The sequence below is a fragment of the Flagellimonas marinaquae genome (assembly GCF_003992675.1).
In the GTDB taxonomy this organism is placed as follows: domain Bacteria; phylum Bacteroidota; class Bacteroidia; order Flavobacteriales; family Flavobacteriaceae; genus Flagellimonas; species Flagellimonas marinaquae.
On the sequence record NZ_RZMZ01000004.1, the window covers coordinates 257,030 to 275,948 of the forward strand.

Consider the following 18,919-nt stretch of genomic DNA (forward strand, 5'->3'; position numbering starts at 1 on the left):
CAATGGCTATATATACAAGAGAAGAAGCAAGAAAGATTTTGGAAAAGGCGTTGAGCTTTTCCAAGGCCGATGCCTGCGAAATAAACCTGAGTGGAAGGAATAGCGGTAATATCCGTTATGCGCGTAATACCGTATCCACGGCAGGATATCAATCCAATCAAAGCTTGGTGGTGCAATCCAGCTTTGGCAAAAAGGTAGGAACAGCGACCATCGATGAATTTGATGATGCATCCTTGGAAAAGGTGGTTAGAAGAGCAGAGGAACTAGCGCAACTATCGCCCGAGAACCCTGAATTTATGCCACCATTGGGACCCCAAACATACGATGAGGCCATCACGTACAAGGAATCGACGGCCAACATCACTCCCGAGTACCGAGCTGAGGTGGCCAGTAGTAGTATAGTTCCCGCCGCTGCAAAAGACGTAACGGCTGCGGGCTTCTTGGATGATTCGGCCCAATTTTCGGCTATGATCAATTCCAATGGACTGTTTGCCTACAATCAATCCACCAATGTGGATTTCACTGTTACCATGCGTACCAACGATGGAACAGGTTCTGGTTGGGTAACACGCGACTATAACGATATTGATAAGTTTGACGCTTCCGAAGCATCAAAAATAGCAATAGACAAAGCAGTGATGTCCAGAGAGGCCCGTGCCATAGAGCCCGGTAAGTATACCGTAATCTTGGAACCGGCGGCATCAGCAGATCTCTTACGCAATATGTTCGGTTCGTTCAATGCAAGGTCGGCCGATGAAGGAAGAAGCTTTATGTCCGCCAAGGATGGTGGTAATAAATTGGGACAGAAGATAGTGGACGAAAGAGTGAATCTTTGGTCCGATCCCTTACATCCCGATGTGCCTACCTCCACTTGGAACGGAGCAGGACAGCCCCTGAAGAAAACCAGTTGGATTGAAAACGGCGTGGTCAAAAACTTGGCCTATGATCGTTACTGGGCAGAGCAAAAGGGTGTTGAGCCCGTGCCCTTCCCAAGCAATGCGATTATGGAAGGCGGCGACGAAAGTTTGGAAGACATGATTAAAGGAACCAAAAAAGGTATCTTGGTGACGCGCTTTTGGTATATCCGAAGTGTGGATCCACAAACCTTGCTCTACACCGGTTTGACTAGGGATGGAACGTTCTACATTGAAAATGGACAGATCAAGTTCCCTGTGAAAAACTTCAGGTTCAACGAGAGTCCGATCATTATGTTGAACAATTTGGAATCGCTCGGACAGCAGGTCCGTGTCAACGGAAACTTAATACCTTATATGAAGATTCGTGACTTTACGTTCACCAGTCTTTCCGACGCGGTATAAGCATAACAAGCACAATAAACTGGTGGTCGGCCTAGTATCGACCGCCAGTTTTTATTTTGGCAAAAATTTTAGCCTACGGCCCAAATGGCATTGGATAACGAATTCTTCTTTACACGATTGCAGTACGAATCAGGGGATTGGGATGTTGACCAACGTATGCCCTCCAATTTGCTGAATTCCTTGGTAGAATACACCACACTTAAGGTGGATACGCAGGAAAAAATCATCCCGTTGGCCAGTGAAGATATCTTTAAAAGCCCATTTTGTTATATCTCTGGCCATAAACTGGTACAGTTTACCAAAAAAGAACGGGAAAATTTTGAAAAGTATGTCCGTAATGGCGGTTTTGTCTTTGCTGATGATTGCAACCACGATATTGATGGTCTTTTCGCTAAATCCTTTGAACGCCAGATGGAAGAGATCTTTGGGCCGGGTGAATTGAAAAAGATTCCCAACGACCATGAAATCTACACGATTTTCTTTCCTTTTGAGAATGGTCCTCCAACCACCTCCCAAGAACTCAATGGGTGGGGAGATGATTTGGTACACGAATATCTCAAGGCCATCATCATCAACGGACGTATTGGTGTGCTCTACAGCAACAAAGATTATGGATGTGAATGGGATTACGATTTTAGAAACAAGCGATGGTACAAAATCGACAACACCCGTTTTGGGGTGAACATCGTGATGTACGCATTAACCTCTTAACACTATTGATTTGGATAAAGAACTACAACAAATTGCAAGCGAAGTGGAAGGGCTTTCCGAAAAATTATTGGCCCTGAAGCAGGAGATAGGCAAGGTAATCATTGGTCATGAAGAGACCGTTTCGCAACTGCTGATTACATTTTTGGCAGGTGGCCATGCCCTGCTCGAAGGTGTTCCTGGATTGGCAAAAACCTTGATGATACGGACCCTGTCGGATGCGATTGACCTTAAATTCAAACGGATTCAGTTCACCCCCGACCTGATGCCGTCCGATATCATTGGGACCGAGATACTCGAAGAAGACCATAGTACGGGCAAGAAATTCTTCAAGTTTAACAAGGGGCCTATTTTTTCCAACATCATTTTGGCGGATGAGATCAACCGAACACCTCCCAAGACACAGGCAGCCCTATTGGAGGCCATGCAGGAGTTCGAAGTGACCTATGGAGACAAAACCTATAAATTGGATAGACCTTTTTTCATTTTGGCTACCCAAAACCCCATAGAACAATCAGGAACCTTTGTATTGCCAGAGGCCCAACAGGATAGGTTTCTACTGTACATCAAGATTGGATACCCTACCGATGAGGAAGAAACTGAGATTTTAAAAGCAACGACCGGGACCAAAAAGGCGCAGTTGAACAAGGTGTTGTCTGGAGAAGACATTATCCGACTGCAACAATTGGTGCGTGAAGTGTCCATTAGCGATGGCCTTATCCAATACGTAAGTGGTGTGATACGGGCCACAAGGCCAGATACCACATCAGTCGACTACGTAAAAAAATGGGTCGACTGGGGCGCAGGTCCACGGGCAGGTCAGGCCATGATCTTGACCGCTAAGGCAAATGCACTCCTAAACGGCAAATTGGCCGTCACTCTGGATGACCTACAAACGGTTGCTTTGCCCGTATTACGACACCGGGTATTGGTCAATTTTAGGGCAGAAGCAGAAGGCATCACCTCAGACACGGTGACCCAGGAAATACTCAAGACCATCCAAGTAAAGGATAACTAATGGCAACAAGGGACTACCACGACCTTTTGAAACCGGATGTCATCAATACGGTATCGGGCCTAAGCTTGATTTCGCGTATTGTGGTGGAAGGCTTTACCTCTGGTTTGCACCGCAGCAAGAGTGTGGGTCCCGGGATGGAGTTCAGTCAATATCGGGGTTACGAACCTGGTGATGATTTACGGTTGCTTGACTGGAAAATGTTGGCGCGGTCGGGTCGGTACTACATCAAACAATCCGAAGTGGATAGCCATGTAACGGTGAAGTTTATCGTGGATGCAAGTGATTCCATGGCACACGAGGAAAACGGCATTTCCAAACTGGAATTTGCGCGCGTCATGATTGCCTGTCTTTCACATTTGGCACAAAAGCAAGGTGATTCCGTGGGACTTTTTGCCCTTAACGAAGATGATTTTATAAGCATTTATCCTAAGGCAGACAGGAAACACTTTAACAGATTATTGTTGGAACTGTTGAAGATTTCAACCAAAGGAAAATGGCCGCAATTTTCGATTGCCTCAAGAAAAATCCATAATCGGGGCGAAAAAGAACTTGTTTTCTTCCTGACTGATATGTATGAGGATGTTTCCGAGCTCTCTGATTTTGTCAAAAACCTTAAAACAGCACATAACGAGGTTGTGGTGATTCAGATTATGACGGGTAGTGAAATGGATTTCGATTACAAAAAATCCGTCACTTTCGAGGATTTGGAAACCGGAACCAAGGTCAAGGTAGATGTCAAAAAAGCCAAAATGGGATATTTGAAAGCCCTGGAAAACAAAATAGGGCAAACCAAGGAGCAATTGCTTTCACAGGGAGTCCATTATCACCTGTTTCGGATGGATAATGATTTGGCCGATGCCCTGCAATTATTTTTAAAGGAACGAATTCGATTGGTGTAAATGGTTTTTGCGAATCCAACATATCTCTGGGCACTTTTGGGACTTTTGGTTCCCTTGGCCATTCATTTGTGGAGCAAAAAAGAAGCAAATACCGTCAAAATTGGGAGCATACAGCTTTTGGACGAATCCGATTCAAGACAATCCAGCAGCGTTCAATTGAACGAATGGTTGCTCATGCTGTTACGAATGCTGATTTTGGCTCTTATCGTGCTATTGATGGCAGGTCCACAATGGCGCACCAAAGGCAATCAAAAGGAAATCACCTATTTGGTGGAACCTTCGCTGGCCAATGAGCCCATTTTGACCGCCATTTTGGATAGTTTGCAGGAAGATGCCTCTGTCCGGTTGTTCAAGAAAGGGTTTCCAGAATGGGATTTGGACACGGATTATCGCTCGGAACAGGAGACTCCCGCCTATTGGCAATTGGCACAACGATTGGATTCGTTGCAATCGGATAGTATAGTCATATTCACAAAGGCATTGGTAAAGGGCATCAAATCCAAACGACCAAACACGCAAAAGAAAATCCATTGGGTGGTGACCGAAGGCGAAGAAACCCAAGAGCGACCTGTAATGGCCTTCAAAAATGCAGATGCAGTTCAACTTGTTACTGTTTCCAGTCATGGTGGAGGAACCCAAATCAAAAGGGAAATCATTGAGGACGGATACCAAATTACCACGGCAAGGGACAGTTTGATGCTCGGTGAAGAATCGACCACAACCGTACCCTTACGAACAAACGACACCCTTCAAATCAATTTGTACTTTGATGAGGGCTTTGAAAGGGAAGGTCAGTACGTGGAAGCCTCTTTTCGTGCATTGTCCGTCTATTTGCGACAGCCTATCCAAGTTCAAGTTAAGGAGGAACGCCCCAATGAACGTGCCGATTTACAGATATGGTTCAGCGAGGAGCCCTTCAAACCTAGCGATGGAAAATGGTTGCTCATGAAACCAAACGTGCTGGCCAAACAATTGATTGAGCCCGGTCCTACACCAAACATCTTCCATTTGACCTCCCGTTTAAATCCAAAGAATACGGTGGAACAAAGGTTCACCGAACAATTGTTGGGTATCTTGGATGTGGATAAAGAAACCAAAACCTTGGTGAAAGATATGGATAGGCGACAAATTGATGAGGCTACTCTAAAACCCAATTATGTGGCACCCAAACGAAAAAGGGAACGCGCTACTTTAGTAGATGTTTCACTTTGGGTATTTGGTCTGGTAGCCGGATTGATGCTTGTGGAACGATTGATATCAAAGTATAGAAAACAGTGAACGGAGCAAAGCCCATAAAACAGTTTCAGAAGCGTTGGCAACAATTTTTGTATGTTGAAGCAGCCTTATATGCCGTTGGCTTTGGCGGTTTGATATACCTCTTGACCCACAATATTGGATATGGTATTCTTGGGTTCTTTGGAGCTTTGGGCATATCTGTTTGGATGACACGACCTTGGAGGGTGAGCGAAACAAGGGCAGTCAATTATATTGATGCCCATTTGCCACAGGCTGGATATAGCAGTGGACTTTTATTGGTGCCTGCCCACGAGCTTTCCAATCTCTCCAAATTGCAGCAATACAGAGTTGCAACCCAGTTGGAACCTATTTTGCCCAAGACACGGCCACCTCAAAAAATGTTCAGGGCGGCATTGGTGATGTTTGGATTGATATTTATCGGACTGATGGCGAATTATATGTTGACTTCCTTAAACCCATTTCCGAGTGATGGTTCGGCCAATAAGGACGCAATTATTTTCGCTCCGAAGGATAGTTTGTCATCCACCATCAAAATCCCTGAGCTCACCGATACGAAAGTGACCGTTCAATACCCATCCTATACCCAAAAACCAACCTTGCAGACTTCGTTGCCCAACATCAAAGCAGTACAAGGCTCCAGAATTACTTGGCATCTCGCGTTTGATGGTGAAGTCCAAAAGGTTCAAATGGAGTTGATGGGCGAGCATTTTGATTTTGTAAAGGTTCAAGACCAATACCGATTGACCAAGGATTTGGAAACTTCGGGCTTCTATAGTTTTACGTTTACCGATGGCGAAGGCAACGAGTATGTCAGTGATTTGTATTCCATGGAAATGGTCAACGACGAGCCGCCTTTGGTTCAATTGGAGGGCTTGGATAATTACAGTTATTTTGAGTTTGGGGAAGCTAAACAATTGAGCTTCAATGCCACTATTTCGGATGACTTTGGTATTGAGGATGCCTACATCATCGCAACGGTAAGCAAGGGTTCCGGAGAGTCTGTAAAATTCAGGGAGGAGTCGGTTCGCTTTGATAAAAGCATCTCCAAGGGAAGCAAGCGTTTGGAATTGCAACAACAACTGGATTTGGACGCTCTTAAAATGGACCCTGGGGATGAGCTTTATTTTTATGTGGAGGCGCTCGACCAAAAAACACCAACGCCCAATGTGGCCCGAAGTGAAACCTATTTCGCCGTGATTCGGGACACGGTTACCGATATGTTTGCGGTAGAGGGCAATTTGGGAGTGGACCTGATGCCCGATTACTTCAGAAGTCAGCGGCAACTGATTATTGATACTGAAAAACTGATTGCCGAACGTGGGACCATTTCCGAAAAAGATTTCAAGTTCAGGAGCAACGAACTCGGTTTTGATCAAAAACAACTACGTCTCAAGTACGGACAGTTTATGGGCGATGAGACCGAAATGCAATCCGCTCCCGGACAAGTATCGCCCGAAGCTGGTGAGGCTGACCATGATCATGATCACGATCACGAGGGTGGGGAAGAAGACTTGCTGGATGAATACAGTCATAAACATGATAGCGATAACGAGCACAACTTGGTAGTTGAAGACGATCACGACCATGGTACAGAGGAAGAGAAGGAGGATCCTTTGCATGAATACGTACACGATCATGGTGACCCGGAAGCGTCTACACTTTTTGCAAAATCCCTGAAAGCAAAACTTCGGGATGCTTTGACCATAATGTGGGATGCGGAGCTTTATCTCAGATTGTACGAGCCGGAAAAATCCTTGCCGTACCAATACGATGCCTTAGAAATTATCCAGGATATAAAGAACAGTGCCCGAATTTATGTGCACCGAATCGGTTTTGACCCTCCACCTATCAAAGAGGAGAACCGACTAAGTGGTGATATTGAGGAAATCACCAACGTGAATAAAGAGGAAGAGTTCGATTACCAAATGTCCTTCGCTTCCAGCCGTGAAGCTATTTACCGTTTGGAACTTCTGATTCAAGGAGAAAAACAATTTGACGACGCCGATAGCGCACTCTTTGAGGATGCCGGAAATGAGTTGGCCCAGAAAGCCATTGCCGAGCCCCTTAAATTTGTTAAAGTGCTGCAGGGGCTTCGGGATTTGCAGAAAGCTTCGGACAGAACCAAGGAAGCTTATATTGAAGTGCAGCGAAATCTATTGTCCGTGTTGCCCAAAGTGGAGGATAACCCGGTCAAAAGAACAACATATCAGGATGAAATCAATCAACTGTACCTAAAGGAATTGGAAGCTTATGATTGATGGAGTGCAATTGTTGAACCAAAATCTCTTATGGCCAGAGGTGCTGGTCGCGCTATTGTTGTTGACAGTATTCGTTTGGAAAGAATGGGAACAACGAAGGGAGAAACGCTTTTGGATTAAATCGGTGTTGGCACTATTGGCCATAGTCTCCCTCACAATGATTGTATTGCAACCTGCACGTTTTCAAGAAGAAACCAAAGGCAAAGCCATTATATTGACCGAAGGTTATCGAAAGACCCAACTGGACAGTTTAAAATTTATGTACAAACGTATTCCAGTGGAAAACTACACTAAGGGAAAAACTTTATCCCTGTTGGAGCAAGCAGATTCTTTGTTTTTGTTGGGACAGGGATTGGAGACCTACGACCTTTGGCAGCTTGATGATGCCTCCGTTGCTTTTTTGGGAGCAGAACCCATAGCAGGATGGACCAAAATCTCTCATACGACGAACGTTTCCCTTGGTGAAAGCCTTCAATTGATTGCCCAATATGCCCAACCAACCCAAGGACATTGGGCCATTTTGGCCGATAATACGGGCAACCCGTTGGATTCTATTGTTTTTGGAGACGAAGAGGAGCAAGTGGTACAATTAACGGCCACTCCAAAGGCGAGAGGAACGTTTGTATATCAACTTTTGGAAAAAGATAGCACCGGCACGATACTTTTAGAGGAACCTGTGCCTGTAAAAATTGAAAAAGGAGAGTACTTAAAAATTTTGATGGTCAATACCTTTCCAACTTTCGAAACAAAGTATCTCAAAAACTTTTTGGCGGAAAACGGTCACGAGCTACAGGTCAGAACCCAACTCACCAAGGGCAAATACAAGTTTGAATATTTTAACGGAGCATCAGGAGCGGTTTATGGATTTTCGTTGGAAAAGCTCGAGAAATACGACCTTTTAATCATGGACACGGATACCTACACAGGTCTTTCCAGCACATCCAAAGGAATTATCGAAGCAGCCTCACGGTTGAATGGGCTTGGCATTTTTGTCCAGCCCAATGAAAGTCTGTTCCGTTTGTCTAAGAACCGTTTTCCAATGGCATTGGAACGTGATGGACAGACAGAAATCTCCTTGGGACAAGCTGTTGAAACACTGGTTACGTATCCGTATAAATTTGAAGTTGATGTCAGGCAACAGCCCATCAGCGTTGATTCTACCGTAATTGCGGCCTACGTTCCTATGGAAAAAGGGAAAATGGGGACCACAGTGCTACAAAACACGTATCAAATGGTGTTGGATGGTAAGGATGAGGTATACGCCAATATATGGACCCAAATACTTAATGGAATTGCCAAATCGGATGCAACGAAGATGGCTTTTGAAGCTCTGACCGCCATTCCAAGGGTAGACGAACCTTATGAATTTGAATGGCGTTCCCTTGAAGAAAACCCCCAATTGGTGAATGAGAGTAGTGCCCCCATCCCATTACTGCAAAACCTGACAGTTCCCACGAAGTGGCATGGCTCCCAATATCCCCAAAAGTCGGGTTGGAACCAGTTTAAGGTGGCAAATGATAGTACGGTTGCCTTTTCTTATTATGTGTTGGATAAACATCAATGGAAAACCGTTTCCATGGCTCACACCTTGGAAGCCAACCAACGTGAATTTGGCCGGGGCAAAGGTTTTAGTGATACATCAACCTCCACCAATAGGAGTTTGAAACCCATATCCCTTTTATGGTTCTATATTGTGCTCCTCTTATGTTTGGGGTGGTTATGGTTGGAGCCTAAATTATTCCCATAGTCATTTTAACGATACCTCCAACTGGTTAAATCGGCTCCCTTGGGTGCACTTTCGGCAATGCGTTTCATGATTTTGGGCACGTACATGGAATTGTAGCGTAAACGGCTGATGGCGTTGGGCAGTTCCGGGTCCCCGTTCCAGCAATGTTCGGCACGATCGCCATACAATACTTCACCATCGTAGTACGGCTCTGTAGTGCTTTCCAAAAAGTCTTCCATCAAATACACGGCATTGTTCAGATAGTAGTTGTCCATATCCCCGCAGTATATATGGATTTTGCCCCTTAACTTTGGGCCCAATTTGTCCCAATCCCGTTCCAGAATATGGCGCAGATCATAGTTTTCTTTCCAGTATTCGGCCACCTCGTGGTCAATGTCGCCCGTCATTTTGTCCCAAATACGCACTGGGTAACCATCATCGCCCTGTGGGGAATAGGTCGCTTCCCAAATATCCCATTGTTGGCCTGATCTGGATTTATCGCCCAGAACCAATTCCAGATGGTTTCCTTGCCGTAAGGTAGACTGGATATCGCCCAAATAATCTCTGTGGGAGGGAACTTCCAATTGCTTGTGTTCCGAATCGTAATAATAGGCATTGTCGTCCTCATAGATATTGGTCAGGCAATAGGCCCTAAAATCGATGGGGTCGGGACAGGCGGCAAAGCAGCCATTGTACTCATCAGGATATTTTACCTGAACGGCCAAGGCTTCCCAACCACCGGTGGAGCCTCCATAGAGAAAACGAGACCAACCCTCGCCCATGCCCTGAAACTCTTTTTCGATATAAGGGATGAGTTCGTAAGTGATTGCATCGCCATAGGGGCCTTGGCTGGCCGAATTAACGGCATACGAATCGTCGTAATAGGGGGTAGGGTGCTGAATTTCTATGATGAGGAATCGTGGAAAATCCGGTTCGTTCCATCTTTTGTAAAAATCATAGGCTTCTTGTTGCTGAATGATGTTGTAACCCTCCAAATCAAACCGTTCTGAATATTCAGGTTCCAAATTGGGGTCGGGAGGGGTAGTCCGGAAACCTCCAAAATCACTGGGAAAGTGTCCGTGAAAGACCATCAACGGATACTTGGCTTCGGGATGCTCTTCAAACCCTTTTGGCAGCAATACGTGGGCTCCCAAATACATGTCCCTCCCATAGAATTCGGACAGTTTTTCCGATTTGATTTTTATATGCTTGATCCATTCGGTATCCTCTGGTTCTGGAATCGGAGGTATGATTTGATCCATCACAACGGATACCTTATCGATTCCGTTTTCACCCACTGTTATTTTGAACTGTTTACTGTACAAATTGCCGGGAGAGGTGTTCCAATGTTGCCCTTCGCCATTGTCCATAGGTAGCTTGACCGTATGGCCTGTGGACAGATTGAAAGTTTCATACACATGGAGCAAAGCCTGAACGTTGTATTCGCCCGGCGGAACCTCCTTTAAACTTGGGTAAGGATATCCGAAAATGGATTCATCAAAAGAAATGGATGCTCCCGGGGCCATATTGTCGACATCCATTCCAAAAATGAGCTGGGTGTTCAATCCATCATTGATTTGAAATCGGGGTTCCTTGCTATCATCGGTTGACAGCATGAGCAATAGTCGCCCATCTTTGTTTTTTGGACTGACGGTTTCGTTGAATGTGACGGAGATGTCAAATTTCGAGGTCTCTGTCTGGTTACAGGACAACATCAATAAGACAAAACAGCAAAAAAATGAGGTGAACTTGGTCATAACGGTTGGATTTTAAATAGTTAAGATAGTCCATTCCTACCGTAAACAAAAAATCCCCGACATTTAAAATTTTAAACATCGGGGATCAAAACAAAATGGTTGGTTAATGCGCTTACGATAGGGCCGCTTGTGCCGCAGCTACCCGGGCAATGGGAACCCTGAACGGGGAACAGCTCACATAGTTCATGCCCACTTTTTGACAGAACGCAACCGAACTTGGTTCGCCACCATGTTCGCCGCAGATGCCTACTTTAAGATTGGATTTGGTCTTACGTCCCAACTGGGTTCCCATTTCCACTAATTGTCCGACTCCTTCTTGGTCCAAAACCTCAAAAGGGTCATGTTTTAAAATCCCTTTTTCAAGATAGATAGGGAGGAATTTTCCGGAATCGTCCCTTGAATATCCAAAGGTCATCTGGGTAAGATCGTTTGTTCCAAAAGAGAAGAAATCCGCATCTTCGGCAATCTTATCGGCAATTAAAGTAGCCCTTGGGGTCTCCATCATGGTCCCCACGGAATATTCCACAGAATCCTTACGTTTTTTAAAGAGCTCTTCGGCGGTAGCATCAATTATGGCTTTTTGCTGCTTGAATTCTTCCACCGTGCCTACCAATGGCACCATAATCTCGGGTTTTACGATGATACCATCTTTTTTCACCTTAAGTGCCGCTTCCAAGATGGCTTGGGTCTGCATCTCGGTGATTTCGGGATATGAGGTACCGAGCCTACAACCGCGGTGTCCCATCATGGGGTTGAATTCCTCCAACTCGGCCACCTTGCTTTTTACCGCTGATAGCGAAATATGTAAATCTTCGGCCAGCTCTTTTTGGGTAGCCAATTGATGGGGTACAAACTCGTGCAAGGGCGGATCTAATAATCGAACGGTTACAGGATAGCCTTCCATGGCCCTAAAGATACCTTCAAAATCGCTGCGTTGCATGGGAAGCAGTTCTTTCAAGGCTTGTTTACGCCCTTTAACGGTGTCTGCCAAAATCATTTCACGCATGGCCTTGATGCGGTCTACCTCAAAGAACATATGCTCGGTGCGGGTCAAACCAATGCCTTTGGCGCCAAAGTTCCTGGCAACCAATGCATCTTTAGGGGTATCGGCATTGGTCCTTACCTCCAAGGTAGCATAGACATCGGAGAGGTTCATTAAGTCGGCGAACTCTCCACTAAGTTCTGGCTCCTTGGTGGCTACCTTTCCTTCCAAAATATTACCGGTGGAACCATTGATGGAAATCCAGTCCCCTTCATGATATTCGTGGTCGCCCACTTTTAGGGTTCTATTCTTATAATTGATTTTTAGGGCACCCGCTCCCGAAACGCAACATTTACCCATTCCGCGTGCCACGACAGCGGCGTGTGAGGTCATGCCCCCGCGAGCGGTAACGATACCTTTGGCGATATGCATCCCTTCCACATCTTCGGGAGAGGTTTCCACACGCACAAGAATACTGTTTTTGAACTTGTTTGCTTCGTCTGCAAAGAATACGATTTGACCAGTGGCTGCTCCAGGTGAAGCAGGAAGGCCTTGTGCGATCACATCGGCCTCTTCTAGTGCCTCTGGATCAAAAACAGGGTGCAGCAGTTCATTGAGCTTGTTGGGTTCTATGCGCATAAGCGCTGTTTTTTCATCGATCAATCCCTCTTTGAGCAGATCCATGGCAATCTTTACCATGGCTGCCCCGGTTCGTTTACCCTTACGGGTCTGCAAGATCCATAGTTTCCCCTGTTGGATGGTAAATTCCATATCCTGCATGTCTTGGTAATGTGTTTCCAGTTTATTTTGATATTCAAAGAGTTCCTTATAGATGTCTGGCATCAATTCTTCCAAGGAGGGATATTTTTCCTTGCGTTCCTCTTCCTCAACTTGGGCAAGTCTGGCCCAACGTTGGGAACCAAGTAAGGTGATTTGCTGTGGTGTACGGACACCGGCCACTACATCTTCGCCTTGCGCATTGATGAGGTACTCTCCGTTGAACATGTTCTCCCCAGTGCCGGCATCTCTGGTGAAGCAGACCCCTGTTCCGGAATCTTCGCCCATGTTACCGAATACCATGGCCTGCACATTTACTGCGGTACCCCAATCTTCGGGATAACCGTTCATTTTACGATAATATATCGCACGGTCCCCGTTCCAGCTATCGAAAACTGCCAAAATGGCTCCCCACAATTGGTCCCAAGGATTGCTAGGGAAGGGTTTGCCGGTTCTTTTTTTAACAATGTCCTTAAAGTCGTACACCAAATCCTGAAGATCTTGTACGGTGAATTGGGTATCCTGTTCAATCCTTCTTTTATCTTTTAGATGGTCTATGATTTCTTCAAAAGGGTCTAAATCATCTTTGGATTCTGGTTTGAGGCCCATGACCACGCTGCTGTACATTTGAATGAATCGACGATAGGAGTCCCAAGCAAAGCGTTCGTTGCCCGTCATCTTAATGACACCTTTGATGGATTCATCATTTAGGCCGAGGTTAAGCACGGTATCCATCATTCCGGGCATGGAGACCCTAGCGCCGGAACGTACGGAAATCAGCAAAGGATTCTCGTCATCGCCAAAAGTTGCGCCCATGGTTTGCTCAATGTTTGTTATGGCTTCCCTTACCTCGGGTTCTATACGTTTGATCACCGCTTCTTTTCCTTCCTCATTATATTGGGTACATACCTCTGTGGTTATGGTAAAGCCTGGTGGAACGGGTATTCCTATTCGGCTCATTTCGGCCAGGTTGGCTCCCTTGCCTCCGAGCAGGTTCTTCATATCGCATCCGCCATCGGCTTTTTTGTTGCCGAAGGAATACACGCTCAGTTGATTTGCTGTAAGTGTTTCCATCTTTTTATCTATTAAGAGATTGATACATGCTATTAGTTCCTGTAAAATTACTGGCTAACCTATCCGCAGAATATGATATAAATCAGGATTTTGACCAAGAAGGGTTTGAAAATGTGGTCTTTAAGGGCCCAAATAAAAAATGCGGCAAATTTCCGTAGAAATTTTATCCAAATCTGGTAGAAATACCATCAAAAATTATTGTGAAACCAAAAAAATAAAAAAATATTCCCTGTTTATCCCTTTGAAATCAATTGTTTAGGAAATAACTGACATATGTCATCTTTTAGAAATGTTTCGCAATAGATCTTTGTCCCATCAAAAAACCAAAAACTATGCAATATCATATTACACATCGACCTTCGCTTTTAAAAGCGGTTATTTTTTGGCTATCGTTTGCCCTTGTACCAGCAACACTTGCTGCCCAAGATTTCACCCTCAATAATTCGGAGGGGGAGGTGCTGGTCACAGGAACGTCTACGCTGCATGACTGGGAGGAAGTGGCTGAACAGAAGTCAGGTTCCATTAATCTGGACAAAACCGGTGAGCTTCCCCAAATCAAAACCTTAAGGTTTGTTGTGGAAGCGGAAAGCCTTAAAAGTGGCAAAGGGGCCATGGACAAAAATACCTACAAGGCCTTGGATACCAAAACGCACAAACAAATTGTGTTTGACATGAAAAGCGTGAAAAGCATTTCGCCCGTTACGGCAACATCCAATAAATACAAGGTAGTAGCGACAGGTGACCTGACCATTTCGGGAAGTACCAAGACCATTGATCTACCATTTAATCTTACCATTAATGGAGATAAGGTGATGCTTGAAGGTAAAAAGGCCCTGAAAATGACCGATTACAACATTGAACCTCCCAAAGCTCTTTTGGGAACGATTACCACTGGAGATGAAATCGAGGTTCACTTCAATACCGTTTGGAAATAATTTAATCTTAAAACTCAACTAATAAATCTACAAACATGAAAAAATACACAAAATTTGGACTATTGGCAGCTGCTTTCCTAGTTAGCCTATCGGGATTTTCCCAAAATCGTCAACTCGACAACTTCCGTTCCCCGGACAAAACAGGTATCAATGTATTTGAGGCCCCTAAGGATTCTGTTTCCACTTTTGATGGAATTAAAGTACGTGTTGGAGGATCTTCCACATTGCAATTTCAAGCGATCAACCATGAAAACTCCGGTGCCGTTGCGCTAATCGAGATCGGGGACAACTTTAACTTGGCGACTGCCAACCTGGATTTGGACGTGGCCTTGGCCAAAGGTGTACGTATGCACCTAAGAACCTATTTATCTTCGCGTCACCACCCCGAACCTTATGTAAAGGGAGGGTATTTGCAAGTGGATAATTTGGATTTCATCAGCCCCGGATTCTTGGAGAATACCATGAAGTACGTTACCGTTAAAGTGGGACACATGGAAAATAACTATGGTGATGCCCATTTTAGAAGGACAGATAATGCGCAGGCCATGCACAACCCATTTGTTGGAAACTTGATCATGGATGCGTTTACCACAGAAGTTGGTGGGGAAGTTTACTTTAGAAAGAATGGATTCATTGGGATGTTCGGACTTTCCAACGGGAAATTGAACCAAGCTGTTACCAACCCAGATGCTACTGGAGCTTCTATTCTCGCCAAATTGGGTTACGATGGACAAATCAATGAAGACTTGCGATTGAGACTAACTGGTTCTATGTACAGCACCAACAAATCTGGAAGGGTTTATCTATATAGTGCAGACCGTGCAGGATCAAGATACTACTTGGTGATGGAGGATACAGAGGCATCTGCCACCAGCAACTTCAGATCAGGTAGGTACAACCCAGGATTCAACAATGAGATTACTGCCTTTATGATCAACCCATTTGTGAAATACAAAGGATTGGAATTCTTTGGAACCATTGAAACTGCTTCAGGAAGAAGCAATGGGGAAACCGAGGATAGAAAAGCCACTCAATTGGCTGGAGAGTTGATCTACAGATTCGGAAACAACGAGAACTACTATTTGGGTGCCCGTTACAATACCGTAACCTCTGACGACCCATCTGGATCAGAAGTTACCATTGACAGATTCCAATTAGGTGGTGGCGTATTCTTGACCAAGAACATTTTGGCCAAAATAGAGTACGTGAACCAACAGTACGATGGATTTGATACTACAAGCATCTTCAACGAAGGTCAGTTTAAAGGACTTTTATTGGAAGCGGTAATCAGCTTCTAAGAAGCTTAGAAAATAGTCAAAAGACCTGGGACAATAAATGTCCTAGGTCTTGGATATTAAAATTGTTATATTTAGGTATCATGACAACCTCTATACCACATATTACAAAAACCACAGTGCTGGCCCTTTTAGTCTTATCATGGTTCTCTTTTAGTGACCCTGAACGGGAAACCAAGGTTAGGGTACAACCACAAAGTGAGGTAGTGATTGCTGGGACCACGAATATCAATAATTTCACCTGCAAATACAATCTACAAGAGTTGGAGGTGCCCATTCGTTTGATGTACGATGAAAAATCCGAGCATATTGTTTTCAAAAACGCTGAACTAAAGCTGGTCAACGATTGTTTTGATTGCGGCGGAAAGGCCATCAATAGGGATTTTAAGGAGTTGCTCAAGACGGAAAAGCATCCTCAGGTTGCGCTGAGGCTATTGTATGTGGAGCCTGCACCCTCTAATCAAAATACCCTAGGGGTTGGATTGGAAATCAAAATAGCAGGAGTATCCCGAACCTATCAAACCCAATTGCATTGTAAGCAGAACAAAGATATTTGTGTTACGGGCACATTGGACCTAAAGCTTAGCGATTTTGAGTTGGAAGCTCCCAAAAAAATGTTGGGTATGGTTAAGGTGGACGACGAAATCAAGGTACACGTGACCCTCCAAATGAGCGAAATCTAGATACAATTCCCCCTTTTAAGTTGAACAAATCCGTTTTGATATAGTTATCTAACGGATTTTTTATTTGGGCATACATTTCATCAAAACAAGATTCAGTATCTTGTGTGCTACATACATAACTAAAGCTAAACAAACACTTCAAAATGAAACGAACTCTATTTACAAAGGGGATATTTGCATTGGCCTTTGCACTGCTCACAACCACCTTTTACGCACAAGATAAATTTGGCGGACTTGCCCTCTATACGGTAAGGGACAACATGGGAAAAGATGCCAAAGGCACGCTTCAAAAGGTGGCCGATGCAGGTTACGCCTATATAGAGGCGGCCGGTTACGATAATGGAAAATTTTATGGAATGGACCCTGTGGAGTTCAAGTCATATTTAAAAAGTATAGGACTGACTCCTGTTAGCACCCATATGGGCGGGGTGACCTTGGAAAATGCAGACCAACAAATTGCCGATACCAAAGCAGCAGGTTTTACTTATTTTACTGTTCCGGTACCTCCTATGGGCATGTTTACCTTTGATCGTGAAAGCAGAACCATGGGTATGAAAGGTACCATGGAGGATTTTGCCAACATACTTACCACTCTGGGTAAAAAATGTGAGGCGGCAGGATTGAAATTGTTGTATCACAATCATGATTTCGAATACAAAAACAATGAAGATGGGATTAAGCCCATTGTTTATTTACTCGAAAATACAGATCCAAAATATGTCAATTTTCAGATGGATCTGTATTGGGTGACCAAGGCCGGTGCCGACCCAATAGCCTATTTTGAGAAATATCCCGGTAGGTTTAAACTTTGGCATGTTAAGGACATGGACGAAGAGGGAAAATTTGCTCCTGTAGGGGAGGGAACCATTGATTTTGGAAGAATTTTGAAGGAGAAGGAAGCTTCGGGCATGAAAATGTATTTTGTAGAACAGGATATGACTTGGGGCAACGAACCATTGGAAGTCATCAAAATCAGCCATAAAGGATTGAAACAGATAGGTTTTCAATAGAAAATGCTCCGTTGCATTTTGCAGACTTGCCATAAAAAGAGCAAGAATTCAAAAAAATATTTTTTACAACGGCTTACATTAGTATCTTTGCACCCGCAAAGTTTGGTCGCGTAGCTCAGCTGGATAGAGCATCTGCCTTCTAAGCAGACGGTCGAAGGTTCGAATCCTTCCGCGATCACTAGAAAAATTAAGCCTTCACAGACGTGAGGGCTTTTTTTATTCCATTTGCCTGCAACATACCTGCAACATTTTTCGTTTTTTTGAATTATGAATAGGGATGATAATAATCTTTATCTTTTTCCATTTAGGAAATTAAGTGTTTTTCTGCATCAACAACTCGATGTAGAGCTTAAGGTTTATTATAATGGTTATTTAAATGAACAGTTTGGTCATCGAATAAACAAAATAGATAGACATAACCATCAAATTTCTATTTTGAAGGATGAGTACTCTAATGGTGAGGATGAATACTTCATTATTACCTTTGAAAAAAAGATTCGCCCTCAAATACTTGAAATCATAAGGGATTCTATTCTGACCATTGAGAATGGTATTGATTATTGTCATGTCTCAAATCAGTCATTAGCTACATATTTGAACAGAATAAGGAAGGAATATTCGAAGCTGTATGATAATGCGCCCTTTGATAGGTATCCTTTTCTTCAATCTTATTTGGAAATATTGATGAATGAAATTGATTCATTTGATCCAAAAAACGACGAAACTTCAATATTAAGTATTTCCAATAGTTCTCTTTTTGAAGTGAAGGAAGGAGTTAAAATATCGATTTTTAAAGACCTTTATAGTGTTGCCATGGAACATGAAATATTTGTTGATGACTGCACTGAAAATAATTTTATAGAAGTCCTTACTCAAGAGACTACAAATACACTACAGTTCAATTGTGACAGCTCCCTGGCAATAACATTCCTCGAGGGAATTAAGGTCTTATATGAAAATTTCACTTCGGAATCAATTGAAAAATCAAGAAATTTTTTGACAAAGACAGGAAAAATCTTATCGGCAACTAACTATTCAACTTCAAAAAATAGATTGAAGCCCAATTCAAAAACAATGGATTTGTCGGATGAAATTTCTATTCTCTTATCTCATATTGATTGACCTCGCACTATCACACTCTCACTCACACTCTCACACTTTTACATTTTTTTCCATCTAATCTTGCATCATTAATCCGATGTCCAAATTGAATGCTAGCAG

General features: G+C 43.8%; 14 protein-coding genes and 1 tRNA gene. 13 read left to right on the top strand and 2 right to left on the bottom strand.

Annotated features, from left to right (window positions below; all coding sequences use genetic code 11):
- Positions 1 to 2: 2 nt before the first annotated feature.
- From EO130_RS02420 to EO130_RS02450, 7 genes are all read left to right on the top strand, one after another.
- The gene (locus EO130_RS02420; RefSeq protein ID WP_127139927.1) at positions 3 to 1,319 is read left to right on the top strand and encodes a TldD/PmbA family protein; all 1,317 of its coding nucleotides are present in this window, start codon (positions 3 to 5) and stop codon (positions 1,317 to 1,319) included.
- Between the two features lie 90 nt (positions 1,320 to 1,409).
- Positions 1,410 to 2,030 (top strand): DUF4159 domain-containing protein, encoded by a 621-nt coding sequence (locus EO130_RS02425; protein ID WP_127140010.1) that lies wholly within the window; start codon positions 1,410 to 1,412, stop codon positions 2,028 to 2,030.
- A 10-nt stretch (positions 2,031 to 2,040) separates the two neighbouring features.
- On the top strand, positions 2,041 to 3,045 hold the full coding sequence (locus EO130_RS02430) for an AAA family ATPase (protein ID WP_127139928.1): 1,005 nt from the start codon (positions 2,041 to 2,043) through the stop codon (positions 3,043 to 3,045).
- The gene (locus EO130_RS02435; RefSeq protein ID WP_127139929.1) at positions 3,045 to 3,944 is read left to right on the top strand and encodes a DUF58 domain-containing protein; all 900 of its coding nucleotides are present in this window, start codon (positions 3,045 to 3,047) and stop codon (positions 3,942 to 3,944) included. Before EO130_RS02430 ends, EO130_RS02435 begins: the two co-directional genes overlap by 1 nt.
- Entirely contained in the window at positions 3,945 to 5,222 is a 1,278-nt protein-coding gene (locus EO130_RS02440; protein WP_127139930.1) for a BatA domain-containing protein, read from the top strand. It abuts the gene before it with no gap.
- A complete protein-coding gene (locus tag EO130_RS02445; protein ID WP_127139931.1) occupies positions 5,219 to 7,459 on the top strand; it encodes a tryptophan-rich sensory protein in 2,241 nt (746 codons plus the stop codon). Before EO130_RS02440 ends, EO130_RS02445 begins: the two co-directional genes overlap by 4 nt.
- Positions 7,452 to 9,206 carry a hypothetical protein gene (locus tag EO130_RS02450; RefSeq protein ID WP_127139932.1) on the top strand — a complete coding sequence of 585 codons (1,755 nt, stop codon included), beginning with the start codon at positions 7,452 to 7,454 and terminating at the stop codon, positions 9,204 to 9,206. The genes EO130_RS02445 and EO130_RS02450 overlap by 8 nt, the downstream gene beginning before the upstream one ends.
- A gap of 5 nt (positions 9,207 to 9,211) precedes the next feature.
- Here EO130_RS02450 and EO130_RS02455 read toward each other — a convergent pair whose 3' ends face one another.
- On the bottom strand, positions 9,212 to 10,942 hold the full coding sequence (locus tag EO130_RS02455) for an alpha/beta hydrolase-fold protein (RefSeq protein WP_127139933.1): 1,731 nt from the start codon (positions 10,940 to 10,942) through the stop codon (positions 9,212 to 9,214).
- A gap of 112 nt (positions 10,943 to 11,054) precedes the next feature.
- Positions 11,055 to 13,775, bottom strand: a complete 2,721-nt coding sequence (gene ppdK / locus EO130_RS02460; protein ID WP_127139934.1) for a pyruvate, phosphate dikinase — start codon at positions 13,773 to 13,775, stop codon at positions 11,055 to 11,057.
- A 332-nt stretch (positions 13,776 to 14,107) separates the two neighbouring features.
- On the opposite strand from ppdK, the gene EO130_RS02465 reads away from it, so the two are divergent.
- The 6 genes from EO130_RS02465 (at position 14,108) to EO130_RS02490 (ending at position 18,820) form a co-directional block, all read left to right on the top strand.
- Entirely contained in the window at positions 14,108 to 14,710 is a 603-nt protein-coding gene (locus EO130_RS02465) for a YceI family protein (protein WP_127139935.1), read from the top strand.
- A 35-nt stretch (positions 14,711 to 14,745) separates the two neighbouring features.
- Positions 14,746 to 16,008 carry a hypothetical protein gene (locus EO130_RS02470; RefSeq protein ID WP_127139936.1) on the top strand — a complete coding sequence of 421 codons (1,263 nt, stop codon included), beginning with the start codon at positions 14,746 to 14,748 and terminating at the stop codon, positions 16,006 to 16,008.
- Between the two features lie 80 nt (positions 16,009 to 16,088).
- A complete protein-coding gene (locus EO130_RS02475) occupies positions 16,089 to 16,688 on the top strand; it encodes a YceI family protein (protein WP_127139937.1) in 600 nt (199 codons plus the stop codon).
- A gap of 143 nt (positions 16,689 to 16,831) precedes the next feature.
- Entirely contained in the window at positions 16,832 to 17,698 is an 867-nt protein-coding gene (locus EO130_RS02480; protein ID WP_127139938.1) for a sugar phosphate isomerase/epimerase family protein, read from the top strand.
- Between the two features lie 104 nt (positions 17,699 to 17,802).
- Positions 17,803 to 17,876 (top strand) — tRNA-Arg (locus tag EO130_RS02485).
- An 89-nt stretch (positions 17,877 to 17,965) separates the two neighbouring features.
- Positions 17,966 to 18,820, top strand: a complete 855-nt coding sequence (locus tag EO130_RS02490; protein ID WP_127139939.1) for a hypothetical protein — start codon at positions 17,966 to 17,968, stop codon at positions 18,818 to 18,820.
- Positions 18,821 to 18,919: the final 99 nt, after the last annotated feature.